Origin of the sequence: Streptomyces sp. NPDC048331 (genome assembly GCF_043201215.1) — a bacterium.
In the GTDB taxonomy this organism is placed as follows: Bacteria; Actinomycetota; Actinomycetes; order Streptomycetales; family Streptomycetaceae; genus Streptomyces.
The window spans coordinates 33,001-58,150 of sequence record NZ_JBICYT010000029.1; the positions used below are offsets into that span (position 1 = coordinate 33,001).

General features: G+C 75.1%; 12 protein-coding genes. 7 read left to right on the forward strand and 5 right to left on the reverse strand.

Going from position 1 to position 25,150, the window contains the following annotated elements:
* Positions 1–105 precede the first annotated feature (105 nt).
* Positions 106–1,536, forward strand: a complete 1,431-nt coding sequence (locus ACGFYY_RS31550; protein ID WP_393714626.1) for an amidase — start codon at positions 106–108, stop codon at positions 1,534–1,536.
* A gap of 19 nt (positions 1,537–1,555) precedes the next feature.
* Here the strand turns inward: ACGFYY_RS31550 and ACGFYY_RS31555 are convergent, their stop codons facing one another.
* A complete protein-coding gene (locus ACGFYY_RS31555) occupies positions 1,556–2,506 on the reverse strand; it encodes a serine/threonine dehydratase (protein ID WP_393714628.1) in 951 nt (316 codons plus the stop codon).
* A 14-nt stretch (positions 2,507–2,520) separates the two neighbouring features.
* The gene (locus ACGFYY_RS31560; RefSeq protein WP_393714630.1) at positions 2,521–3,213 is read right to left on the reverse strand and encodes a TetR/AcrR family transcriptional regulator; all 693 of its coding nucleotides are present in this window, start codon (positions 3,211–3,213) and stop codon (positions 2,521–2,523) included.
* A 156-nt stretch (positions 3,214–3,369) separates the two neighbouring features.
* On the opposite strand from ACGFYY_RS31560, the gene ACGFYY_RS31565 reads away from it, so the two are divergent.
* The 3 genes from ACGFYY_RS31565 (at position 3,370) to ACGFYY_RS31575 (ending at position 9,167) form a co-directional block, all read left to right on the forward strand.
* A complete protein-coding gene (locus ACGFYY_RS31565) occupies positions 3,370–5,046 on the forward strand; it encodes a ricin-type beta-trefoil lectin domain protein (RefSeq protein ID WP_393714632.1) in 1,677 nt (558 codons plus the stop codon).
* A 16-nt stretch (positions 5,047–5,062) separates the two neighbouring features.
* Entirely contained in the window at positions 5,063–7,441 is a 2,379-nt protein-coding gene (locus ACGFYY_RS31570; RefSeq protein WP_393714634.1) for an alpha-N-acetylglucosaminidase, read from the forward strand.
* Positions 7,442–7,568: 127 nt separating this feature from the next.
* On the forward strand, positions 7,569–9,167 hold the full coding sequence (locus tag ACGFYY_RS31575) for a molybdopterin-dependent oxidoreductase (protein WP_393714636.1): 1,599 nt from the start codon (positions 7,569–7,571) through the stop codon (positions 9,165–9,167).
* A gap of 15 nt (positions 9,168–9,182) precedes the next feature.
* Here the strand turns inward: ACGFYY_RS31575 and ACGFYY_RS31580 are convergent, their stop codons facing one another.
* From ACGFYY_RS31580 to ACGFYY_RS31590, 3 genes are all read right to left on the reverse strand, one after another.
* Positions 9,183–10,448 (reverse strand): cytochrome P450, encoded by a 1,266-nt coding sequence (locus ACGFYY_RS31580; RefSeq protein WP_393714638.1) that lies wholly within the window; start codon positions 10,446–10,448, stop codon positions 9,183–9,185.
* Positions 10,449–10,532: 84 nt separating this feature from the next.
* Positions 10,533–11,840, reverse strand: coding sequence for a putative Ig domain-containing protein (locus ACGFYY_RS31585; protein ID WP_393714640.1), 1,308 nt, complete (start codon positions 11,838–11,840; stop codon positions 10,533–10,535).
* A gap of 88 nt (positions 11,841–11,928) precedes the next feature.
* Positions 11,929–12,822 carry a LysR substrate-binding domain-containing protein gene (locus ACGFYY_RS31590; RefSeq protein ID WP_393714642.1) on the reverse strand — a complete coding sequence of 298 codons (894 nt, stop codon included), beginning with the start codon at positions 12,820–12,822 and terminating at the stop codon, positions 11,929–11,931.
* 568 nt (positions 12,823–13,390) lie between these two features.
* On the opposite strand from ACGFYY_RS31590, the gene ACGFYY_RS31595 reads away from it, so the two are divergent.
* The 3 genes from ACGFYY_RS31595 to ACGFYY_RS31605 are packed head-to-tail and all read left to right on the forward strand — an operon-like array spanning position 13,391 to position 25,149.
* Complete coding sequence (locus ACGFYY_RS31595; protein ID WP_393714644.1) at positions 13,391–20,215, forward strand: SDR family NAD(P)-dependent oxidoreductase; 6,825 nt, start codon at positions 13,391–13,393, stop codon at positions 20,213–20,215.
* Positions 20,208–24,839 carry a beta-ketoacyl synthase N-terminal-like domain-containing protein gene (locus ACGFYY_RS31600; protein ID WP_393714646.1) on the forward strand — a complete coding sequence of 1,544 codons (4,632 nt, stop codon included), beginning with the start codon at positions 20,208–20,210 and terminating at the stop codon, positions 24,837–24,839. The genes ACGFYY_RS31595 and ACGFYY_RS31600 overlap by 8 nt, the downstream gene beginning before the upstream one ends.
* Entirely contained in the window at positions 24,829–25,149 is a 321-nt protein-coding gene (locus tag ACGFYY_RS31605; protein WP_365280173.1) for an acyl carrier protein, read from the forward strand. Before ACGFYY_RS31600 ends, ACGFYY_RS31605 begins: the two co-directional genes overlap by 11 nt.
* Position 25,150 lies beyond the last annotated feature (1 nt).

Sequence of the window (25,150 nt, forward strand, 5' to 3'; positions counted from 1 at the left end):
CCACTCCGCGTGTGCAGCACTTTATGCGATGCGCACGCATCGGTTCCAGGGGTACAGTGCCGTTCCGATGCAAGCGCATCGGAACGTGGACGGGAGGGAAGCGCCATGCAGGACGCCCTGTGGAGGATGTCGGCCGCCGCGCAGGCGGAAGCGGTACGCGACGGAGAGGTCTCGGCCGTCGAACTGGTCGACAGCCACCTGGACCGGATCGCCGCGGTCAACCCGGGGGTGAACGCGGTCACGCAACTCCTGGCGGAGCGCGCCCGCGAGGCTGCGGCGCGGCTGGACCGACGGCGGGCGGCCGGTGACCCGCTGGGACCGCTCGCGGGCGTGCCCTTCACGGTCAAGGAGAGCACCCCGATCGAAGGCGTGCCCACCACCTTCGGCACGGCGCGCTTCCGCGACCTGGTGGCGTCCGCCGACGCACCCCCCGTGGCACGGCTGCGCGCGGCGGGGGCCATCCCGATCGGGCACAGCAACCTCCCCACGTTGATCCTGGCGGGGATGCACACGCGCAGCGAGCTGTACGGCGACACGGTCAACCCGTGGGACGACGGCCGGACCCCGGGCGGCTCCAGCGGCGGCGACGCGGTGGCCGTGGCCACCGGTATGGCGGCGCTCGGACTCGGCAACGATTCCGGCGGTTCGGTGCGCATCCCGGCCCAGTTCTGCGGTGTGGCCGCGCTGAAGCCGTCCACGGGCCGGTTCCCCGCCGACCACCGCGTGCTCGGGCCCGGCGACCCCGGGCCGGCGTCCCAGATGCTGGTCACCGACGGTCCGTTGGCCCGGAGCGTGGGCGATCTGCGGCTGGCCTACGAGGTGTTGGCCGGAACCGATCCGCGCGACCCGCGCGCCGTGCCGGTACCGGCGTACGGCGAACCGCTCCCCGGACGCGTGAAGGTCGCGGTCGTGGCGGATCCCGGTGGGCACGGAGTCCACCCCGCGATCCTCGGAGCCGTCACGACCGCCGCCGACGCGCTCCGCGACGCCGGCTACGACGTGCGCGAGGTGCGGGACGTGCCACGACTGGACGAGGCGCTCGACGCGTACGGCCGGATCACCGTGACCGAGTTCGCCCCGAACTGGCCGGTGGTACGCACGCTGCTCGGCCGGGGCGGGGACCGCTACATCGCGATGATGATGGAGCGGACCCCACCCGCGAGCGCGGAGGAGTTCATGGGGCTGATGGGCACCTGGCTGAACATCCGCCGCTCCTGGGCCGAGTTCCTCGACGAGTACCCGCTGCTGCTCGGCCCGGTCTTCACCGAGCCGCCGGTCGAACCGGGGCTGGAGTCACGTGACCGGGCGGGCAGGGACCGGGTCGGGTCCGGAATGCGGCTGTGCACCGTGACCAGCTTCGTGGGCGTACCCGCCGTGGCCGTGCCGACCGGACTGGCCGACGGGCTCCCTTGCGGGGTGCAGATCATCGGGCGCGCGTTCCGGGAGGACCTGTGCCTGGCCGCGGCCCGGGCCGTCGAGGACCGACTCGGAGTGCTCACACCGGTCGACCCGCGTCCGGGAGGCCGGGCCCGCTGAGTCGTGCGCCGTACGTGGCTCAGGTACCCGGGGCCGCCAGGTCCCGGGGGTCCGTGTTGGCCCCGCAGAGGATGACGGCGACCCGGTCGCCCAGCGGCCGCGGCGCGGTGCGCAGGGCCGCCGCCGCGGTGGCCGCGCCCGCCTCGACCACGATCCGGTGCTCCTCCCACAGCGCGCGCCGGGCGGCCGTGATCTCCGCGTCGGGGACGAGCACCGAGGTCACGTTCTCCTCCCGCGCGGCGGCCAGCGCGTCCGCGGAGACCCGGGTGGCCCCCAGGGAGTCGGCGGCGACCGATTCCACGGCCACGTCCACGACGCGACCGGCGGCCAGGGCCGCGTTCAGGGCCCGGCAGTTCTCCGGCTCGACCGCGACCACCCGTACGCCGTACTCGCGCGCGGCCGTGGCGACGCCGGCGAACAGCCCACCGCCGCCGACCGCGACGACCACCGTGTCCAGACCGGGCAGGGCGAACCGGATCTCCTCCAGCAGGGTTCCGGCGCCCGCCGCGATGAGCGGGTGGTCGTAGGCGTGGCTGCTCAGCGCCCCGCTCTCGGCGGCGAATTCCTCGCAGGCGGCCAGCGCCCGGGCGTACCGGTCGCCGACGAGCCGCACCTCGGCGCCGTACCCGCGCAACCGTTCCACCTTCACCCGCGGGGCGTTGGCGGGCAGGAACACGGTCGCGGGCACGGACAGCGCGCGGGCCGCCCAGGCACAGGCCAGCCCGGCGTTGCCACCGGAGGCGATGGTGACCCCGGCGGCCGGGAGGGCACCGGCCTCGTGGTGGGCGGCGAGGAAGTTGCGGGCGCCGCGCGCCTTGAAGGAGCCGGTGTGCTGGAGGTACTCCAGCGCGTACCAGACCCCCGATTCGGCCGCGGGCGCCACCGTCACGGGGCGGATCCCGCCCGCGATCCGGTCGGCGGCCGCGCGGACGGCGGCGTGGTCGAGCTGCTGGGCCGGTACTGCGGGCATGGACTGTCTCCCCATCAGGTACGGGTGGTGGACCGGGCGGCCGGGGCGGATGCGGCGGGGCGGCCGGGGCCGGTGGGTCGGGCGGTCTCGATCAGCTGGCGCAGGGCCCCGTAGTAGACCTCGTGGTCCGTCAGGGCGGGCAGCACGTCGGGCAGTCCGCCGGAGAGCACGGGGAAATCGTCGGGGTCCAGCGCGGCCAGGGCCGCCCGCGAGGCGGCGGTGGCCGCGGCCGGATCCCGGTGGTCGACGAAGGCCGCGCTGCCCAGGGTGAGCAGGTACATGCGGCGGTAGACGGTCATCGCCTCGGCGGGCGTCATCCCGGCGGCCACGCTGTCGGCGAGGGAGGGCTCCACGAGCCGGGCCAGCAGCTGACGACCGAGCCAGGGCCTGCCGCCGCGCAGCACCAGCAGGCCGGGGTGGGCGGTGAGCAGCAGGTACAGCGCGCGGAACCGCTCTTCGGCGGCCTGCGCCCAGTCCGTGCCGGCGGGGATGTCGGGGAGCTGCCCGGCGAGGTGCTCGGTGCACAGGTCGAGCAGGCCGGCGAGGTCGGTGCAGCGGCGTTGGACGGTGGCGTGCGAGACCTCCAACCGGTCGGCGAGGGTGCGGAAGCTCAGGTGGCCGGGCCCTTGCTCGTCGAGGATGCGCAGGGCGGCGACGGCGATGGCCTCCGGGGTGGCACGGTCCAGGGCTGCTGATCTACGCGGCATGAGATACACCGTAACATACGCCGTATCTACACTTTCGTGTGACGTCGATTGCAGCCATATTGCTGGTCATCGGCCGACAATCTGCGACGCGTGTTGACAGTGGGTAATCACCTCGCTGCACTGGGCGCACGACTGCCCCCACGTCAAGGAGACTCCGTGCCGCCTCGCCTGCGTGCGACGCTCCCCTGTCTGACCGCGGCCGCCCTGTTCGCCGTCGCGCTCTCCCCCGCCCCGGTGGCGGCCGAGCCCCGGGCGACCTCGGACACCCCGCTCGCGCTCACCCCTCCCATGGGGTGGAACAACTGGGCGCACTACATGTGCGACATCGACGAGGCCAAGGTGGTGGCCAACGCCGACGCGCTCGTCTCCACCGGGCTCGCCGCCAAGGGCTACGACACAGTGACCGTCGACGACTGCTGGATGACCAAGAGCCGTGACGCGCGGGGCAGTCTGGTCGTCGACACGGCGAAGTTCCCGCACGGCATGGCCTGGCTCGGCGAGTATCTGCACGCCAAGGGACTGAAGTTCGGCATCTACCAGGACGCGGGCTCCCTCACCTGCGAGAAGTACCCGGGCAGCGGCTCCCCGCAGGGAGGCGGTCCGGACCACTACGCGCAGGACGCCCGGCAGTTCGCCTCCTGGAAGGTGGACTACGTCAAGATGGACGGCTGCAACCTCTGGGTCCCGGAGGGCGCGACCAAGGAGGAGGCCTACCGCGACGCCTACAACGCCGTCGCGCAGGCCCTGCGGGACAGCGGCCGGGACATGGTCCTGTCGGCCTCCGCGCCCGCCTACTTCCAGCAGGGCGAATGGGGCGGCTCCGACTGGCACAAGGTCCTCGGCTGGGTCGGCGAGACCGGCCAGCTGTGGCGCGAGGGCAAGGACATCAAGGTCTACAACCCGGCCGCACCGGCCACCTCGCGGTGGAGCGCGGTCCTGGGCAACTACGGCTACAACCGCTGGCTCGGCCGGTACGCGGGCCCCGGCAACTGGAACGACCCCGACTTCCTGATCGCGGGCGCCCCCGGGCTCACCGCCGCCGAGAGCCGCAGCCAGGTCGCCCTGTGGGCCATGATGGCGTCCCCCTTCATCCTCTCGTCCGACGTCTCGAAGCTGACCCCGGCGGGCCTGTCGGCCCTCGGCAACACCCGGATGATCAACCTGGACCAGGACCCGATGGGCCGGCAGGGCTCCGTGGTCTCCTCCAACGCCACCTTCGAGATCCTGGTGCGGCCGCTCGCGAACGGGGACCGCGCGGTCGCCGTGCTCAACCGCTCCGCCGCCAGCCGGGACATCGACGTGCCGCTCGACGAGATCGGCCTGGGCGACTGCACCGCCGGCGCCCAGGACCTGTGGAGCGGCACGAGCCGCGAGATCTCCGGAGCACTGACCGGGAAGGTGGCCGGGCACGACACCGGAGTCTGGCGGCTCAGCCCGCGCGGCTGCGCCGAGGCCGTCCCGACCGGGCAGATCGTCGGTGACGGCGCCCGCTGCGCCGACGGCGCCAACACCACCGGCGTCGGCGCCGTGGTGATGGCCGCCTGCACCGGAGCCCCCGACCAGCGCTGGGTCGTGGGCAAGGACGCGCGCCTGCGGCTGGCCGGCGAGTGCCTGTCGGCGGGCGTGGACCGCGTCGTGGAACTGGCCGACTGCGCGACCCGACCCGAGGAGCAGCCCGGTCAGACCTGGTCGCAGCGCCGCGACGGCGCCCTCGTGGAGGAGGTCAGCGGAATGTGCCTGACGGCTCCGGCGGCCGCCACCCCCGCCGAGCGACTGCGCCTGACCGACTGCGGCGACCACCGGGTCGACCAGGCCTGGGCCCTGCCGGTCTGACGGCCCGGGCGAACGGATGAGGAACCCGACGCATCACGGCGGGCGCAGGTCGAGGACCCGGCGCCCGCTCGCCTCGGCCGCCCTTCCCGCGGCGCTGCTGGCACTGATCGGCGCGGGGCCCGCGCCCGGGGCCACCGCCCCGGGCGCGGGGTCGCCCGCACGCACCGCGGCGACGACGGACGCACGCACGAACGCTCGCCCGGACGCACGCCCGGCGGCGCACCCGGCGGCGCACCCGGCGGGGCGTCCGGGTGCCGTCCTGGGTCCGGGCCGCACCCGCGCCCGCACCTTCGACGTAGCGCCCGCACGGGACGCCCTGCGACGGCTGCTTCCGCGCCACTGGGAGCAGTTCACCCTCGTACCCGACACGACTGCCGACGCCGACACCTTCACCGTCTCCGGTACCACCGGCGCGATCACCGTCCGCGGCAGCACCGGCGCCACCCTGCTCACCGGCGTCGGCTGGTACCTCCAGCACGTCGCCGGGGTCGACATCGGCTGGCCCGGCGACAGCATCGGCATGCTTCCCGGCCGGCTCCCGGCGGTCCCCGCCCCGGTCACCCGTGGCGCGCAGGTGCCCCACCGGTACGCGCTGAACGACACCGACGACGGGTACTCCGGCCCGTACCGCTCCTTCGAGGAGCACCGGCGGCAGATCGACCTGATGGCCCTGCACGGCATCAACGAGGTGTTCGTACAGGTCGGCGCGGAGTACCCGTACTACCGGGCGCTCCAGGGGTTCGGCTACTCCGCCGAGGAGTTGCGGCGGTGGATCCCCGGCCCCGGCCACCAGAGCTGGTGGCTGCTGCAGAACCTGAGCGATTTCGGCGGCCCGGTCACCGAGCGGCTGATGCGCGAACGCGCCGAGCTGGGCGGGCGGATCGCCGAACAGCTCCGCGGTCTCGGCATGACCCCCGTGCTGCCGGGCTACTTCGGCACGGTGCCGCCCGGGTTCGCCGCACGCAACCCGGGTGCGGCCACGGTGGCGCAGGGCGACTGGGCGGGCTTCGCCCGCCCGGACTGGCTGGACCCCGCCTCGCCCGTGTTCGGGAGGCTGGCCGCCGCGTACTACGCCGAGCAGCGCGCGGTGTTCGGGGACAGCGGGATGTACCGGATGAGCCCGCTGCACGAGGGCGGGCAGACCGGTTCTGTCGAGGTGGGCGCCGCCGCACGCGCCATCCAGGGCGCGCTGCACGCCGCGCACCCCGGGGCGCTGTGGGCGGTGCTGGGTTGGCAGGACGACCCCACCGCGGAGCTGCTGGCCGGGGTGGACACCTCGAAGCTGCTGATCCTGGACGGGCTCTCCGACCGGTACAACCGGTTGGACCGGGAGACGCGTTGGGGCGGGGCCCCGTACGCGATGGGCACCATCTACAACTTCGGCGGGCACACCACGGTCGGCGCGAACAGCTCCGTGTGGATCGAACGGTTCGGGCCCTGGCGGGACAAGGCGAACAGCGCGCTCGCCGGGATCGCCTACCTGCCGGAAGCCACGGGGACCAATCCGGCCGCCTTCGACCTCTTCACCGATCTGGCCTGGGAGCGCGGGCCGATCGACCAGCGGGCGTGGTTCGCCGACTTCGCGGCCCGCCGCTACGGCCGCCCGGACGCCGCGGCCACCGCGGCCTGGGAGGAGCTCCGCAAGGGGCCGTACAGCACCTCCTCGGGGCTGTGGTCGGAGTCGCAGGACAGCCTGTTCACCGCCCGGCCGAGCCTGACCGCGGCCGGGGCGGCGTACTGGAGCCCGAAGTCCATGCGCTATCCGGCCGGTTCGGTGCGCAGGGCCCTGGACCACCTGCTGAAGGTGGATCCGGCGCTGCGCGGCTCCAGCGCCTACCGCTTCGACCTGGTGGACACCGCCCGGCAGGCCCTCGCCAACCACTCACGGGTGCTGCTGCCGAGGATCAAGGCGGCCTACGAGGCCGAGGACCTGACCCGCTTCCGTGCCCTGACGGCCGAGTGGCAGGACGGGATGCGGATGTTGGACGCGGCCACCGGTTCCGACCCGGCCTTCCTCCTCGGCACCTGGCTCTCCGGGGCCCGATCCTGGGGCGCGGACCGGGCCGAGCAGGACCGGTACGAGTACGACGCCCGCTCGTTGCTGAGCGTGTGGGGCCGCCGCAGCACCAGCGAGGGCGGTTTCCTGCACGACTACGCGAACCGTGAATGGAGCGGCCTGATCTCCGAGTTGTACGCACCCCGGTGGGCGCACTACTTCGCGTCGCTGGACGAGGCGCTGGTGAAGGGGGCCGCGCCGCGGGAGATCGACTGGCACGCCTTCGAGGCGGAGTGGGCCGGGCGCACCACCCGTCACCCGAACCGCCCGACCGGTGACCCGTACCTGCTGTCCGCACAGATCGCCGCGGCCCTACCGACGGCCGCCGCCACCCGCTGACCCATCCCACGGCCGGCCCGGCATCCGGGCCGGCCCGTGCGGCGGACGACCCCGGTGGCCGACAGACCCAGGACGGCAGGACGGCACGGCGACGACACGGAGTGGCCGGGCGCGGGACACTGGCCGTGTGGAGACTCACCCGAGCCGCGACGCGCGGTCGCGGCGCGCGACGGGCGTCGTCAGCGGGCTCGTCGCGGCCGTGGCCGGGCTGGCGGCCGCGCAGCTGGCCTCGGCGGCCGGTCGGCCCGAGGCCTCGCCGGTCACCGCCGTGGGCGGGGCCGTGGTCGACCTGACGCCGGTGGCCGTCCGGGAATGGGCCATCCGACTGTTCGGCACCTCCGACAAGCTGGTGCTCGGCCTCGGCATCCTCGCCGTCCTGGCCGCGGTCGCCGTCGGCACCGGGCTGCTCGCCGTACGTCACCTCCCGGCCGCGCTGGCCGTCACGGGCGGTTTCGGGCTGGTGGGGGCGCTGGCGGCGCTCAGCCGACCCGAGGCCTCCTGGCGGGACGCACTGCCCTCGCTGGTCGGCGCACTCGTCTCGGCCGGGGTGCTGTACCTGCTGGTCACGGCCGGGAGACGGACCCGCCCGGCCGGGGCCGTGCACGACGGGGCCGACGGGGCCGGGGCGATGGACCGCCGCCGCTTCGGCCGACTGGTGGTCGCCGTCCTGGCGGCGTCGGCCGGGGTCGGGCTCGGAGCGCGGCGCCTCGGTGCCCACGGTTCGGCCGACGCCACCGCCTCCCGGGCCCGCTTCCTCCTCCCCCGCCCCACCGTGCCCGCGCCGCCGGTGCCCGCCGGCGCGGATCTGCGGGTGCCCGGGCTCGGCCCGTTCCTCACCCCGAACCAGGACTTCTACCGGGTGGACACCGCGCTGGTCGTCCCCCGCGTGGACGCCGAGACCTGGCGGCTGCGCATCCACGGGGACGGGGTGACGCGGCCGCTGGAGCTGGATCTGCGTCAGCTCCTCGCCCGGCCGGTGGTGGAGCACGACATCACCCTCACGTGCGTGTCCAACGAGGTCGGCGGCCCGTACGCGGGCAACGCCCGCTGGCTCGGCGTACGCCTCGGGGACCTGCTCCGCGAGGCGGGGGTGCGGCCGCCGTCCGAGGGCGGGCCCGCCGACCAGCTGGTGGCGCGTTCGGTGGACGGCATGACCATCGGCACGCCGGTCGAGGCTGTCATGGACGGCCGGGCGGCGCTGCTGGCCGTCGGGATGAACGGCCGGCCGCTGCCCTTCGCCCACGGCTTCCCCGTCCGGATGGTCGTACCGGGCCTCTACGGGTACGTATCCGCCTGCAAATGGCCGGCCGAGCTGCGACTGACCACCTTCGCCGCCTACGACGCCTACTGGGTGCGCCGGTCCTGGGCCCAGCAGGCCCGGATCAAGACGCAGTCGCGCATCGACACCCCCCGCCCGTACGCCGACCTGTCCCCGGGCCGGGTGGCGGTCGCCGGGGTGGCGTGGGCCCAGCACCGTGGGATCGAGCGGGTCCAGGTACGGGTGGACGGCGGCGCCTGGCAGGAGGCGCGGCTCGGGACGTCGGACGGTGTGGACACCTGGCGCCAGTGGGTGTGGCCCTGGCAGGCCACCGCCGGGCGGCACACCCTGGAGGTCCGCGCGACGGACGGCACGGGGACCGTCCAGACGGGCACCCGCACCGGCACCGTGCCCGACGGCGCGACCGGCCGGCACCGGGTGGAGGTACACGTCCGGGCCCTGGGCTGATCCGAGAGACAGGCCCTAGCCGCGCGACAGGCGGACCGGCAGTGACTGGACGTTGTTGCTGATGAAGCTGTTCTGGTAGGGGAGTTCGGCGTCCGGGACGGCGAGGTCGAGGTCGGGGAAGCGCGTGAAGAGCCGCTCCAGGGCGATCGTGGCCTCCAGTCGGGCGAGCGGGGCCCCCGTGCAGTAGTGGGCGCCGTGGCCGAAGGCGAGGCTGCGGGCGGCAGTGGGGCGGGTGAGGTCGAAGCGGTCGGCGTCCGGGCCGTGGAAGGACGTGTCGCGGCCCGCGGCGCTGTACCCGGCGAGCACGGGGGTGCCCTGCGGGATCACGGTCCCGTCGACGGTCAGGTCGCGGGTGGGGTAGCGGAAGGGGAACCAGCTGACCGGGGTGTCCCAGCGCAGGGTCTCGTCCACCACGTCCGACCAGGTGGCCTTGCCGTCCAGGACCAGGGCGAGCTGGTCGCGGTGGGCGCACAGGGCGCGGACCGCGTTGACGATGAGGTTGAGGGTGGTCTCGTGTCCCGCGACGAGCATCAGCCGCATGGTGCCGATCAGTTCGATCTCGGTGAGCCGGTCCCCGTCGTCCTCGCGGGCGGCTATCAGCGCGCTGGTGAGGTCCTCGCCGGGGTTCGCGGCGCGGGCGGCGGCGATCGTGCCGGTCAGGGCCATGAGCTCTTGCAGGGCGGCCATCTTCTCGGCCGGGGTGAGGTCGGTGGCGATGACGACCTTGTTGGTCAGGTGGTGCAGCCGGCCCCGGTGCTCGGGGTCCACGCCCAGCAGTTCGCAGATGACGTTCATCGGGAGCGGCAGGGCGAAGTGCTCGTACAGGTCGGCGGTCCCGTCCGGGGAATCGGCCGCGGCCCGCCCGAGGTCGTCGAGGAGTTCGGTGGTGAGTTCCTCGACGCGCGGCCGCAGCCGTTCCACCTGGCGGATCGTGAAGGCCTTGCCGACGAGCCCGCGCAGGCGGCGGTGGTCGGCGTCGTCCGCGGTGTGCATGCCCTGGGCGTTGGCGAAGACGCGCAGCGGCCAGTCGGCGGGGATGGTGCCGTCGTGCAGGGCGGGGAAGTGCCGGGCGCTCTTGGCCACTTCGGGGTGGGCGAGGAACTCCTTCAGCGCGTCGTGTCCCAGGACGACCGCCCCGGGGACCCCGCCGGGGAGCACGACCTCGGCCACCGCGCCGTGCTCGGCGCGCAGCCGGGCGTTGAGGGCGTGCGGGCAGCCGCCGACGGGGTCGATCACGTGCGGGGCCGAGCCCTGCGGGACGGGTGAGATGTGGGACGACAAGCCGGTTCTCCTGACCTGATGGACGAAACTCGGTCAACAGTGCGGCCTCGGGGGTCGGTTGGACAAGCCCGTACTCACCCCGTCTCAGAACCAGTTGAGCGTGAGGGTGAAGGTGGTGCCCGCGGTGGCTCCGGTGGCATCGCTCGCGGTGGCGGTGACCTGGAAGGCGCCGCTGCCCCAGGGCTTGCCGGTGATCCGCCCGGAGGCGCTGTCGAGGGTCAACCCCCAGGGCAGTCCGGTGACGGCGTACCGGACGGGGGGTTTCCCCCCGGTGGTGGCGAGCTGAACGGTGCAGGGCTGGTTGAACTTGCACGTCTGCGGGCCGGGGTCGGTGAACTTCAGCCCGCCGGGCGTGGGAGTGGGCGTGGGGGTCGGGGTGGGCGTGGGCGTGGGCGTGGGTGTCGGCGTGGCGCCGCAGCCCGGGGTGGCCTCCGGCGGCAGGGGGATCCGCCAGATCTGGGTGTCGTTCTCCGAACCCACCAGCAGGTTCGCGCAGTCGGCGTACGTCACCGTCTCGCCCTGCGACTGGGCCGGGAGGGCGACGTCCGCGAGCTTGACCCCGGCCGTGTCGTACACGGAGGCCGTGTTGGCGCCCAGCGGACCGCCGCTGCGCAGGGTGTACGAGGCCCCCGTCGGCGAGAAGGCGCCGTCGGTGGCGAACACGGGCCCGGACCGGACCTCGGTGAGGGTGTTGACCTGCCCGGTCACCGGCGGGAGCGGAGCCTGGTAAAGCTTCCCGGCGGCTCCGATGAGCTTGCTGGCGACGTAGAGGCGGCCGGTCACGGGGTCGGCGAGCAGGGACTCGGCGTCGTGCTTGCCGTCGGCGTAGGCGAAGCGGTACGTCACGGGTGTGACCGTGGCGTTCGTGAGCTGATCGGGCTCGGCGAACCGGTGCACGGTGATCTCAGCGCGTCCGCTGAAGTTGTCACCGATGTCGCCGACGAGGATCGCCGGGCCGCCGCCCGCGTCCGTGCCGAGCGCGAGGCCTTCCCAGTCGGTGTTGCCGACACCGGCGACGGTGAGGGTGGCCAGCAGTCGGCCGGTGGCGGTGGCGCAGTCGACGGCGAAGACCTGGTTGGTGTTGCCGCTGTCGTTGACGGCGTAGAGGACCCCGGGATGTTTGCGGCTCATGGCGAGGCCGCTGAGTTCGGCGAGGCCGCCGGGGAGGGTGCACTTCCTCTCCGGCGCGAGGGCCGCGGCAGCGGCCGAGGGGGCGGCGCGGCCGGCGAAGAGGGCGGAAACGGTCGAGGGGGCAGAAACCGGCGAGGGGGTGGAGGCGGTCGAGGGGGTGGAGGCGGTCGCGGTGGCCATCCAGGCGGACGCGGGCAGGATCGTGGCGAGGGCCGCGGTGGTGAGGGCGGCGGCCCGTGGGGGTGTCAGGAGTCGGGACATGCGCACAATGTGCGGGGACATCGGTCGGCCTGCCAGACCCGATGCCCTCCCGTTCGAGCATCGTTCAATGCCGCGGGGGCATGTCCGGTCAGCGCACCGGCTCCCGGACCGGCGCCTTGTGCCCGGCCTGCGCGATGAACGCGCGGGCGGCCCGGCCGAGCGGTCGCCGGGCATGGGCGATGCCCACCGGCCGCAGCAACGGCGGTGTGAAGGAGCGGATCTCGGCCCGGCTCCCGAAGGCCCTCAGCACCACGTCCCGGTACCAGATAAGGGAACCCCGACCATCCGTCACCCCCGTCACCCAGGCGAGGCGCTCGTCGACCTCCAGCGTGGGGAGCGGCCGCACGCCCAGGCAGCTGAACATGGCCTCCATCTCGGTGCGCCGGCCGGTCCCCGGTGTGGGCAGCACCATCGGCAGCCCGTCGAGCATGCGCAGGGGCATCGGGTGGGGCAGCCGGGAGCCCTGCGGCGATATCAGCACCACCTCGCGTTCCTGGATGAAGTGGGTGGAGAGCTCCTTGTCGACGGGCAGGTCGACCAGGGCCAGTTCCGAACGCCCCTGGGTCACCTCCTCCACCAGGGCCTCCCTGCTGCCGTGCTGCTGGAGCCGGACGTCGACGGTCGGGTGCCGCGCGGTGAAGGCCGCGATCAGGTCGGTGGCCAGGTCGAGGGCGAGGGTGGGGGTGGTGACCAGGGTCAGGACCGCCCGGGCGTCCCCGCCGTGCGGGGTCCCGATGTCGTCGATGGCCTCCACCGCGTTGAGTACGGTCCGGGCCAGCCGGACGACCCGAGCCCCCTCCGGCGTGAGGTCCACCCCCCTTCCCCGGCGGGCCAGGAGCTCGACGCCGAGGTCGCGCTCCATGGCCTGCACGGCCCGGGAGAGAGCGGACTGGGCGACGAAGACCGAGGCGGCGGCCCCGGTGATGGACCGGCAGTCGGCGACGGCGACGAGGTAGCGGAGCTGCGCGAGGGTGGGGGTCATGACCGGACGGTAACCGCGTGAGGCTGTACCTGTAAGGGCTCGTCCGGTGAACAACTGGCCGCTTCCGGCGTGATGGTCATGCCCGGTCGGTGGCTACGCATGCCGGAACGGCATGCCCGCGTGGAACGCGGTACGCCGGCCCGCGCGGCGGGGGCGGGCCGGCCGGGCGGAGAACACCGCAGGCCACCGGCTCGGCCGGGGGGTGTCGGGGCCCCGTCCGGGCGGGATTTCCGGTGGCACGTGTACGTCGCGAGTGCGAAGCATCGTATTCCGCACGGCTGTTGACAGTGCAGGGCGACCACCGCACGATGCAACGCGGCATTGCGGGTGTTTGACCACGGTTCAAGCCCGTCGTACCCGCGGCGGGTTCCCCGGCCGGTGCGTGTGACCGCCACCGCACTCCCCCGTCTTTCCGCCCTGCCCCGCACCGCCGTTGCACGGCTCGCCCGCTCGCCCCGCTCGGCCGCTCGCCCCGCTCGGCCGCACGCCCCGCTCGGCACCGCGCCTGCCCGTCCGTTCTTCCGTCCCGCACTTCGCCATGTCACACAGCATTGGAAGAGGAGCGCCCGTGACCCCCCACCCGCAGCCCGCCCCCACCCGTGACCTGGTCGTCGCCGTCAGCCCCTTCGAGGAACCCCACCCGGCCGTCGTGACCGCCGCCGAACGTGCCGGCGCCCTCGGCCTGCTCGACCTCGGCCGGGACGCCGACGCCGCACGGCGCGGTTTCGCGGAGCTGGGCCACCGGCTCGCGAACGGCGAACGGTACGGGGTCCGGGTGCCGACCGGCTGCCCGCTCGGCCCCGAAGGGCTGCCCGCCGCGGTGGACACCGTGCTGCTCGCCGACCCCGCCTCGCACACCCCCGGGCAGGTCGGCGCCTGGGCCGCGGCGGCCGGGCGGCCCCGGGTGTGGGCCGAGGTCACCGGCGCGGCCGAGGCCCGGACGGCCGTGGCCGCCGGGGCACACGCGCTCGTCGCCAAGGGGCACGAGGGCGGCGGCCGGGTGGGGAGCGCCACCACCTTCGTGCTGCTCCAGCAGCTCCTCGACGATCCCGCGGTACGGGTGCCCGTGCGGGCCTGCGGCGGGATCGGCCCGCACACGGCGGCCGCGGCCGTCGCTGGCGGGGCCGCCGGGGTGCTGCTCGACGTACAGCTGGCTCTGACCACGGAGGGCGAGGCCGGGCTCCCCGAGGAGGTGGCCTCCGCGCTCCGGGCGATGGACGGCTCCGAGACGCGAACGGTCGCCGGGCACCGGGTGTTCGCCCGGCCCGACCTGACCCCGCCCGAGGGGCCCGTGCACACCCTGCTCGGCGCCCGCGACCTACGGACCCAGCTGCTGCCCGTCGGGCAGGACGGCGCCTCGGCCGCCCGCCTGGCCGCGCGGTACCGGACCACCGGCGGGGTCCTGCAGGCCGTACGGGAGGCCGTCCGCGGGCACCTGGAGGCCGCCGTACGGGCCCGGCCCCTGGCGCGCCCGCTTCCCGTCGCGCAGGGCCCGATGACGCGGGTGAGCGACCAGGCGGCCTTCGCCGCGGCGGTGGCCGGCGCGGGCGGGGTCCCGTACCTGGCGCTCGCGGTGATGGAGGGCCCGGACGTACGCCGGCTGCTGGCGGAGACGACCGAGCGCCTCGGGGACCTCCCCTGGGGCGTGGGCCTGCTCGGCTTCGCCCCACCCGAGCTGCGGCAGGAGCAACTGGCGGCCGTGACCGAGGCCCGCCCGCCGTACGCGATCATCGCCGGCGGCACCCCGGCGCAGGCGGCCCCGCTGGAGGCCGCCGGGATCCGGACCCATCTGCACGTGCCCTCGCCCGGTCTGCTGGAGCGGTACCTCGCCGAGGGGGCCCGGCGGTTCGTCTTCGAGGGGCTGGAGTGCGGTGGACACGTCGGGCCGCGCGCCTCCTTCCCGCTGTGGGAGGAGCAGATCGAACGGCTCCTGGCCTGCCCCGAACCGGCTGCCCTGGACCTGCTGTTCGCGGGCGGCGTCCACGACGAACGCTCCGCCGCCATGGCGGTGGCGGCCGCGGCCCCGCTGGCCGACCGGGGCGCACGGGTCGGGGTGCTGATGGGTACCGCCTACCTGTTCACCGAGGAGGCCGTCACGGCGGGCGCGATCCTGCCCGGTTTCCAGCGTGCGGCGGTGGACTGCGCGGACACCGTGCTGCTGCGCACCGCGCCGGGACACGCCACCCGGTGCGCGGACACCCCGTACGCCGCGACGTTCGAGGCGACCCGGCAGAGGCTCACGGAGAGCGGCATCGAGCCGCGCACGGTGTGGGAGGAGCTGGAACGGCTGAATCTGGGGCGGCTTCGGATCGCCGGCAAGGGCCTGCGCAGAAACGCCGACGGGAGCGGACTGGAACCGGTCACCGAGGAACAGCAGTACGCGGACGGGCTGTTCATGCTGGGCCAGGCCGCCACCCTGCGCACGGACACCACCACGATCGCGGCGCTGCACGCACAGGTCACCGAGGGAGCCACCGCCCTGCTGGAGCGGCGGGCCCACGAGCTGGCCGACTCCGGGCCGACGGCGCGGCGACCGGCGGCCGACCCGCTCGACATCGCCATCGTCGGGATGGCCTGCGCCTATCCGGGCGCCCCCGACCTCGCCGCCTACTGGGCGATGGTCCTCGCCGGTACCGACGCCGTCACCGAGGTACCGGCCGAGCGCTGGGACCCGGCGCTCTACTACGACGCCGATCCGGCCCGGGCCGGTGAGCGCACCCCCTCCCGCTGGGGCGGCTTCCTCGACCCGGTGCCCTTCGACGCCCTCGCGCACGGCATCCCGCCCGCCTCGCTCGCCGGCATCGAGCCGGTGCAGCTGCTGGCCCTGGAGATCTCGGCGCGGGCCCTCGGGGACGCCGGCTACGGCAAGGACCGCGCCTTCGACCGCTCCCGGACCTCGGTGGTCTTCGGCGCGGAGGCCGGCACGGAGCTCGCCGGCGCCTACGGGCTGCGCGCCCTGCACCCCGCCTATCTGGGGGAGCTCCCGCCCGCCCTGGACGAGCAACTCCCGCGACTCACCGAGGACTCCTTCCCCGGGATCCTCGCCAACGTCATCGCGGGCCGGGTCGCCAACCGCCTCGACCTCGGCGGGGCGAACTGCACCGTGGACGCCGCCTGCGCCTCCTCGCTGGCCGCCCTGGACCTGGCCTGCCGCCAACTCCGGGACCACGACAGCGACATGGTCCTCTGCGGCGGCGCCGATGTACACAACGGCATCAACGACTACCTGATGTTCGCCTCCGTCCGCGCCCTGTCGCCCGGCGGCCGCTGCCGGCCCTTCGACGCGGCCGCCGACGGGATCGCGCTCGGCGAGGGCGTGGGTGCCCTCGTCCTGAAGCGGCTCGCGGACGCGGAGCGCGACGGCGACCGCGTGTACGCCGTGATCAAGGCGGTCGGCGCCGCCAGCGACGGCCGTTCCCTCGGCCTGACCGCGCCCCGGCCGGAAGGGCAGCGGCGGGCCCTGGAGCGCGCGTACGCCCGGGCGGGCATCACCCCCGCGCAGGTGGGCCTGGTCGAGGCGCACGGCACCGGCACCGTCGTCGGGGACAGCACCGAACTCTCGGTTCTGAGCGAGCTGTTCACCGCGTCCGGGGCCGAACCCGGTTCCTGTGCGCTGGGATCGGTGAAATCCCAGCTCGGGCACACCAAATGCGCGGCCGGGCTGGCCGGGCTGATCAAGGCGGCCCGGGCGGTCCACACGGGCGTGCGACCCCCGACCCTGCACATCGACACGCCCAACCCGGCCTGGCGGGCGGAGAGCAGCCCGTTCTCCTTCGACAGCGAGGCCCGGCCCTGGCCGGTGCCCGCGCAGCGGCGGATCGCCGGGGTCAGCGCCTTCGGCTTCGGCGGCACCAACTACCACGCCGTGCTCACCGGTCACGCCGGCGCGGCGGAGCCCCGGCACGGGCGGGAGGAGTGGCCGGCGGAGCTCTTCTGCTTCCGCGGCGAGGACCGGCGGGCGGCGGACCGGGCGATGGTCAGGCTGTCCGCGCGGCTGGAGGAGAACGACGCCGCCGGACGCCCGTGGGCGCTGCGCGACCTGGCGGCGGAGACGGCCGCCGGCACGGGCCCGGTCCAGGTCACGGTCGTGGCCGCCGACCTGGACGAACTGGCGGTACGCCTGGAGCAGGCCCGTGCCTTCGCCCCGGGCGCGGGAGTCCACGTACGGGAGGAGGCCGCGGACCCGGGCGAGGTGGCCTTCCTCTTCCCCGGCCAGGGCAGTCAACGCCCGCGCATGCTCGTCGACCTCATCACCGCCTTCCCCTCCCTGCGGCGACTCCTGGACCAGGCCCCGCCGCCGGTGGTGTCGACGATGTTCCCCCCGGCGGCGTTCACCGCCGAGGGCCGGGCGGCACAGCGGGCGGCGATCACCGACACCCGCGTGGCACAGCCTGCGCTCGGCCTCGCGGGGGCGGCCGCCCACCTGCTGCTCGGCGAGCTCGGCGTACGGCCGGACTGCGTGGCCGGCCATTCGTACGGGGAGCTCACCGCGCTCTGGGCGGCCGGGGCCTACGACACGGAGAGCCTGCTGCGGCTGAGCGCGCGCCGGGCCGAGGCGATCCTGGCGGCCGCCGGCGAGGATCCGGGCTCCATGGCGGCGGTGTCGGCCACACCGGGGGAGGTACGGGAGATCGCGGCCCGCGCCGGCTGCGTGGTGGCGAACCACAACGCACCCCGGCAGTGCGTGATCTCGGGCCCCACGCCGGCGGTCGCCGCGACCGTCGCGACCCTGCGCGCAGCCGGTCTCACGGCCGAACCCCTCCCCGTGGCCTGCGCCTTCCACAGCACCGTGGTCGCCGGGGCGGCGCAGAGTCTCGCGGCAGAACTGACGACGACACCCATCTCGCCGCCCCACACCCCGGTCTGGTCGAACACGACGGCGGACCGGTACCCACCGACTGCCGAAGAGGTACGAAGCCTTGCCGCGCGCCAGGTCGCGGAGCCGGTCCGGTTCGTGGAGCAGGTGGAGGCCATGTACGCGGCCGGTGTCCGGACCTTCGTGGAGGCGGGCCCCGGCCGGGTCCTCTCCGGACTGGTCGGCCGGATCCTGCACGGGCGGGCCCACACGGTGGTCGCGCTGGACGTACCGGGCGAGCACGGGCTGGTCCGGCTGGTCACCGCGCTGGCCGAACTGATGGCGGCGGGGGTTCCGGTGGAACCGCGGGCCCTGTTCCGGGGCCGCACCTCCCGTCTCCCGGAGCACGCCCCGCGCCGGCCGGGCTGGCTCGTGGACGGCCACCTGGTCCGCACCGCGGAGGGCGAGCCCGTCCCGGGCGGCCTGCGCCCGGCCCGCCGGGTGGCTCCGGTCACGCACCCGGGCGGGCGAGAAGCGGCGACGGAGAAGGGTGACCGACGCGAGGAAGCCGTACTGGAATACCTGCGCAGCACAAGCCGATTGATCGAAGCCCAACGGGACGTCCTGCTCGGCCTCCTGGGCGCCGGATCCCGCCACGGCTTTGACGGGGTCGGGAGTGTGTCGGGGCGATCCCCGCAGGACGCCGAACGCACCGCCGCCGCACATTCCGACCCCGCGCCCCGTTCGGCGCCCGAGGAGACGCCCCGGCGCGCGCCCGGCCCCGGCAAAGCCGCCCCCACCGATCCCGCCCCCGCACCGCAGGGCCCCCGCACCGCCGAGGAGGTCATGGACCTCGTCCTGGAGATCGTCCAGACCCGCACCGGATACCCCCGGGACATGCTCGACCCCGAGCTCGACCTGGAGGCGGACCTGTCCGTCGACTCCATCAAGCGGGTCGAGATCATCGGCGCCCTCGCCGACCGAATCGGCCTCCCCCAGGATCCGGCCGGCGCCGCCGCCGACTCCGCGGTCGAGGAACTGTCCCGGATCAAGACCCTGCGCGGCATCGTCGACTGGATCACGACCCACACACCCACCACACCGGAACCGGCACCCGCACCCGCACCCGCACCCGAGAGGCGGTCGACGCCGGCCCGCTTGAGTCGACTCCGGGTCGAACCGGTCCCCGCGCCCCTGCTCGACAGCGTTCCCGAAACCCTGCGCGGCCTGCGTATCGCCCTGGTCGAAGACGGCCAGGGAATCGCCCGCACCCTCGCGACCGCCCTGGAGGACATGGGCGCCGAGCCGACGATCCTGCCCTCGGCCGAGCCGGGCTTCGACGGCCTCGTCGACCTCTCGGCGCTGCGGACCACCGCCGACCCCGTGCTGCCGGAGGCCTTCCCGGGGCTGCGGGAGGCTCTGACCACCGGAACGCCACGGCTGCTGCTCGTCACCGTGCCCGGTACCCCCGGCGCCGGCCTGCACGGCTTCGCCCGCAGCGCGGCCCTCGAATTCCCCGGCACGCTGGTCCGGGCCGTGGACATCCACCCCAAGGAAGACCCGGAACGCGTCGCGGAACAGCTGGTGGCGGAACTGAGCGGCGGCGGCGAAGCCGGGAACAACACCAGCACCTCGGTCGCCTACACGGCCGAGGGCACCCGCATCACCCGCCTCCCCGTCCCGGCCCCGCTCCCGACCCCCCACACCCCCGCCGCACCCGGCACCCCCCACGACCCCCCGCCCCTGGACCACGGCGCGGTGGTCCTCCTCACCGGCGGCGCCCGCGGCATCACCGCCCGCACCGCCCTGGCGCTGGCCCGCACCACCGGCTGCCACGTGGAACTCATCGGCCGCACCCCCGAACCGCCCGCCGATGCGGACGAGTTCGACCAGGCCCAGGACCGGGTCGCGCTGCGCGCCGCGCTGATCGCGGCAGGGCTGCGCAGGCCCGCGGAGATCGAGGCGGCGGCCTCGCGCATCCTCGCCGAGCGCGAGGTACGAGCCACCCTCGCCGCTCTGCGCACCGCGGCCGCCTCCGTCCGCTACCACTGCGCGGACGTCACCGACGAGCGGGCCGTCCAGGCCGTCGTGGCCGACGTACGGGCACGCCACGGACGCCTCGACGGCATCGTGCACGGCGCCGGCGTACTGCGGGACGGCCTGCTGCGTGACAAGGGACCGGCGGACTTCGCCGCCGTGTTCACCACGAAGGTGACCGGGGCCCGCCACCTGGCCGCCGCGGCGGCCGAGCACGGGGACGGGCCCCCGCCCCGCTTCCTCGCCCTGTTCGGGAGCGTCGCCGGGGTGTACGGGAACCGTGGCCAGTGCGACTACGCCGCGGCCAACGACGCCCTCGACGGCCTCGCGCACGCCTGGGCGGAGTCCTTCCCGGGCCGGGTGCTGTCCGTCGACTGGGGCCCCTGGGCGGCGGAGGCGGGCGGAATGGTCACCCCCGAGTTGGCACGCGCCTACGTCCGGCGCGGGATCCCGCTCATCGATCCGGACGCGGGAACCGCCGCGTTCCTCGACGAACTGGCGTACGGCAGCGACGTACAAGTGGTCCTGATGGCGCGGCAGGAGGGCCGGGACGATGCGTGACGCGGAGCGGCGCGGCCCGCGCCCGACCGATGCCGCGATCGTCGGGATGGGCGCGGTGTTCCCGGGGGCCGCCGACCTGGCCGCGTACCGGCGCAATCTGCTCGCCGGTACGGACTGCATCGGCGAGGTCCCGCCGGGCCGTTGGGACCCCGAGGTGTACTACGACCCGCGCGGCGCGGCCGGACCGGTGGCGGGCGACCGGTTCTACTGTCGGCGCGGCGGCTTCATCGACGGTCTCGCCGCCTTCGACCCGACCCGGTTCGGGATCATGCCGGCCGCCGTGGAGGGGGCCGAGCCGGACCAGATGCTGGCCCTGCACGCGACGGCCGAGGCGATCGCCGACGCGGGTGGCGAGGCCCGGCTGCCCGCCGACCGGTCGCGGATCGGGGTGGTGCTGGGGCGCGGCGGGTTCATGGGGGTGGCCACCGCCCGACTCGATCAACGGGTGCGTACGGCACACCAGTTGGCGCAGACCTTGCGCGAGCTGGCGCCGGAGCTGGGTGAGCGGCGGATCGCGGAGGTCCGGTCCGCGTTCCAGGACGCGCTGGGGCCGGAGCGGCCGGACGCGTCGATCGGGCTGGTGCCGAGCTTCACCGCCGCCCGGACCGCGAACCGGCTGGACCTGAGAGGGCCCGCCTACACCCTGGACGCGGCCTGCGCCTCCTCCCTGCTGGCGGTGGACCAGGCGGTGGGGCTGCTGGCGGCCGGCCGCTGCGACGCGGTGGTCGCCGGGGCGGCCCACCACTGCCACATCGCGACGCTGTGGAGCGTGTTCACGCAGCTGCGGGCGCTCAGCCCCAGCGAGCACATCCGGCCGTTCGACCGCCGGGCCGACGGGACCCTGCTCTCCGAGGGCACCGGGGTGGTGCTGCTGAAGCGGCTGGCGGACGCCGAGCGGGACGGCGACCGCGTGTACGCGGTGATCCGTGGGACGGGCGTGGCCGGGGACGGCCGTGCGGCGAGCCTGATGAGCCCGCTGGTGGCGGGCCAGGTGCAGGCTCTGGAGCGGGCCTGGCGGGAGGCGGGCCTGGATCCGCGGGCGCCGGGCGCGCTGGGGCTGCTGGAGGCACACGGCACGGGCACCCCGGTCGGGGACACCGCCGAACTGGACACCCTGGCACAGGTGTTCGGCCCGCCCGGGCCGGGCAGCGGACCCGAGGTCGGCTTCGGCTCGGTGAAGTCGATGCTCGGGCACACCATGCAGGCCTCGGGCATGGCCGGGCTGATCAAGGCGGCGCTGGCGGTGTACGAGGGGGTTCTGCCGCCGACGCTGCACATGGAGGAGCCGCACCCGGACCTGGTCCGGACCCGGATGCGGCCGGTGGGCGCGGCGGAGCCGTGGGAGCGTGGTCCGCAGCCGCGCCGGGCCGGGGTCAACGCGTTCGGCTTCGGCGGGATCAACGCCCATGTGGTGCTGGAGGAGGCTCCGACGGCCTCGCGCCCGACGCCTGCCCCCGCGCCTGCTCCCGCTCCGATCCCCGGACCGGGCCGCGGGGCCCCGGTGCGGCGCTTCCTGCCGCTGGGAGCCGCGGCCGCGCCGGTCGGTCCGGCCGCGGGGGGCGACGTACTCCTGATCGGTGCGGACACCCCGGCGCAGCTGTCGGCCCGGCTGGCGTCCGCCGCCCCGGTGTCGGGCGGCGACGGGCCCTGCCGGGTCGCGGTGGTCGGGCCCACGCCCCAGCGGCTCGCGCTGGCCGCCAAGGTGGTGGCGCGCGGCCGGCCCTGGCGGGGGCGCGGGGACGTGTGGTTCACCCCGGAGCCGCTGGGCGGCCGGCTGGCGTTCCTGTTCCCGGGTCTCGAGCCGGAGTTCGCGCCCGTGCTGGACGATGTGGCGGAGCGGCTCGGGTCGGCGACGCCCCGGTTGACCCGGGGCGCGTCCCTCGTGGAGCGAGCCCTCGACGCGATCGCGACCGGCCGGTTCTTCGCCCGCGTCCTGCCCGAACTGGGCGTCGAGGCCGATGTGCTGGCGGGCCACAGCCTGGGCGAGTGGGCGGCGATGGTGGCCGCCGGCATGTATCCGCAGGAGACGGCCGACACCTTCCTCGACTCGTTGCAGCCCGACGATCTCCGGGTCCCCGATCTCGTGTACGCGGCGCTCGGGTGCGGAGCGGCGCGGGCGCGGGCCGCGCTCCACGACCTGGACCGGGTGGTGGTCAGCCACGACAACTGCCCGCACCAGTCGGTGATCTGCGGGGAGCCGGCCCAGGTGGCCACCGTCGTCGGGCGGTTGCGCGGGGACGGGGTGCTCGGCCAGGAGCTGCCGTTCCGTTCGGGTTTCCACACCCCGATGTGGGAGCCGTATCTCGGGCAGGTCCGGGCCGCCTTCGGGCGGCTGCCGCTGCGGCCGGCGGGGCTCCCGGTGTGGTCGGCCACCACGTGTGCGCCGTTCCCGTCCGCGCCGCGGGACGTGCGGGACCTGGTCGTACGGCATCTGCTGGAGCCGGTCCGCTTCCGTGAGTTGACCGTGCGGCTGTACGAGGACGAGGGGGTGCGTGGCTTCGTCACGCTGGGTCCGGGCAGTCTGCCGGGCTTCGTCGAGGACACCCTGCGCGAGCGCCCGCACCTCTCGGTCTCCACCTCCTCCCCGCGCCTGGCGGGCCTGGCGGCGCTGCGCCGCACCTGCGCCGCGCTCTGGGCCGAGGGGTACGCGCCCCGGTGGGACCGGCTGGCCGCGGTGGCCCCCGTGCCGTCGCCGGCACCGGCGGCCCCCGCACCGGCACCGGTGCGCCCCGCCGGGCGCGCGATGCCGCTGGACCTCGGGTCCCCGCTGGTCCGTCTCGGCGAGCCGGCCCGGGCCGCGCTCGTCGGTCTCCTGGCACCGGCACCGTCCACCGCGACAACGGCCTCGGCGGCCGGACCCGCGGGCGACCGGCCGGTGCTGCTGTCCGCCCTGGACGCGGTGCTGGCCGACGCCGGCTCGGCCGCCCGGGCCGTGACCGAGGCCTGGTCGACGGGAGTCCCGGAACCGGCGGCGGCCGCTGCCCCGCCCTCGCCCCCGGCTCCGGCTCCGGCTCCGGGACGTCGCACCCTGCGGCTGTCCCTCGCCGCGCTCCCCTACGTACGCGACCACTGCGTGTATCTCCAGCCCGACGACTGGCCGGAGGACTCCGACCGGTTCCCCGTCGTGCCCATGACCACCATGCTGGAGCTGGCCGCCGACGCCGCCCGACGGCACGCCCCAGCCGGTCTCGTCGTCATCGGCTACGAGGAGGTCCGGGCCCTGCGGTGGCTCGCGGTCGAGCCGGCCGTCGACGTCGAGGTCACCGTCCGCGGTGACGGGCCCGGCCGGATGCGGGTCGCCCTCGGCGCGTACGCCTCGGTGGTCGTGCTGCTCGGCGAGCGCTACGGGGAGCCGCCCGCGCCCGACGGTACGCCGCTGCGCGAGCCCGGGCCCGCCCCGGTCAGCGCCGCGGCCCTGTACCGGGACCGGTGGATGTTCCACGGCCCGCGCTTCGCCGGGGTCCACGAGGTGCGGTCCGTCGGCTCGGACGGCATCCACGGGGTCCTGCGCGCGCTGCCCGACCCGGGCGCGCTGCTCGACGCCGCCGGGCAGCTCTTCGGGCACTGGATGCAGCTGCGCCTGCCGGTCGACCGGCTGGTGTTCCCGGCCACCGTGGACCGCATCCGGTTCTACGGGCCCCCGCCCGCCGCACGGGAGCTGGTGACGGCCACGGCCCGGATCCGTGCCGTGCAGGACGTCACCGTGCGCGGCGACATCGAGCTGCGCGGCGCGGGCGGTGGGGTGTGGGCCCGGATCGAGGGGTGGACGTACCGCCGCTTCGGCGCCGACGAGCGGGTCTGGCCGATGAAGTTCACCCCGGAGGTGTGCGGGATCGGCGAGCCCCGGCCCGAGGGCTGGTGCCTGGCCCGGCGCCGCTGGAACGATCCCGCCTCCCAGGAGCTGGTGATGCGCCGCTACCTCGGCGCCGCCGAACGGGCTGCCTACGAGGGGCTGTCGCCGCGCGCCCGGGCGCCCTGGCTGCTGGGCCGGATCGCGGCCAAGGACGCGCTGCGGCAGCTGCTGTGGGACGGCGGGGCCGGGCCGGTGTTCCCGGCAGAGGTGCCGATCGGCAACGACCGGGCGGGGCGCCCGCTGGCCGAGTCCCCGCTGACCGCCGACTTCCGGCTGTCGATCGCCCACAAGGACCGGATCGCGGTCGCCCTCGCCGACCGGGCCCGGCCGGTCGGCATCGATGTGGAGCAGGTGACGGCGGACCCGGACGCGCTGATCCGGATCGCCCTGGGGCCGGCCGAACTCCGCCTGGCCGAGGGGCTGGCCGCGCGTGAGGGCACCGGCCTGGCCGCCGCGCTCACCGCCCTGTGGTGTGCCAAGGAGGCGGCGGCCAAGGCGGCCGGCGGCGGGCTGGGCGGCCGGCCGCGGGACTGGCGGGTGGCAGGGGACCCGGATTCCGGCGCGCTGCTCGTGACCTCGCCCGAGGGGGACCCGTACCCGATCCGCACCACACCGCTCACCGCACCTCTCACGGCACCCCTCGCCGCATCGCTCACCACACCACCCACGGACACCGTGCCCGCCCACGTCGTCGCCTGGACCGACCACCTCGCGGCGCCCTCCCCCGTACCCGTCCCCCTTCCCCTCACGGAGGCCCGTCATGGCAACTGACATCCTCGCCGAGATCACCGGCATGCTCGTGGAGATCGTCGGCGACGAGTACCTGCTCGCGGAGGAGATCACGATGAAGACGACCTTCAACGAGGATCTCGCCCTGGAAAGCATCGAGTTCGTCGCCCTCGCCGAACTGCTCCACCATCGCTACGGCGCCGAGGTGGACCTGATGGGCTTCCTCGCCGAGAAGGACATGGACGCCATCCTGGCCATGTCGGTGGGCGAACTCGTCACCCACATCGGCCGGATCACCCACACCTCCCTGGCCCGGGCCGCCGCGGGGTCCTCCCCGACGTCGGCCGGCTGAG

Coding starts and splice junctions, on each gene's coding strand:
- ACGFYY_RS31550 (WP_393714626.1), top strand. CDS start 106: ATGCAGGACGCCCTGTGGAGGATGTCGGCCGCCGCGCAGGCGGAAGCG.
- ACGFYY_RS31555 (WP_393714628.1), bottom strand. CDS start 2,506: ATGCCCGCAGTACCGGCCCAGCAGCTCGACCACGCCGCCGTCCGCGCG.
- ACGFYY_RS31560 (WP_393714630.1), bottom strand. CDS start 3,213: ATGCCGCGTAGATCAGCAGCCCTGGACCGTGCCACCCCGGAGGCCATC.
- ACGFYY_RS31570 (WP_393714634.1), top strand. CDS start 5,063: ATGAGGAACCCGACGCATCACGGCGGGCGCAGGTCGAGGACCCGGCGC.
- ACGFYY_RS31585 (WP_393714640.1), bottom strand. CDS start 11,840: ATGTCCCGACTCCTGACACCCCCACGGGCCGCCGCCCTCACCACCGCG.
- ACGFYY_RS31590 (WP_393714642.1), bottom strand. CDS start 12,822: ATGACCCCCACCCTCGCGCAGCTCCGCTACCTCGTCGCCGTCGCCGAC.
- ACGFYY_RS31600 (WP_393714646.1), top strand. CDS start 20,208: ATGCGTGACGCGGAGCGGCGCGGCCCGCGCCCGACCGATGCCGCGATC.
- ACGFYY_RS31605 (WP_365280173.1), top strand. CDS start 24,829: ATGGCAACTGACATCCTCGCCGAGATCACCGGCATGCTCGTGGAGATC.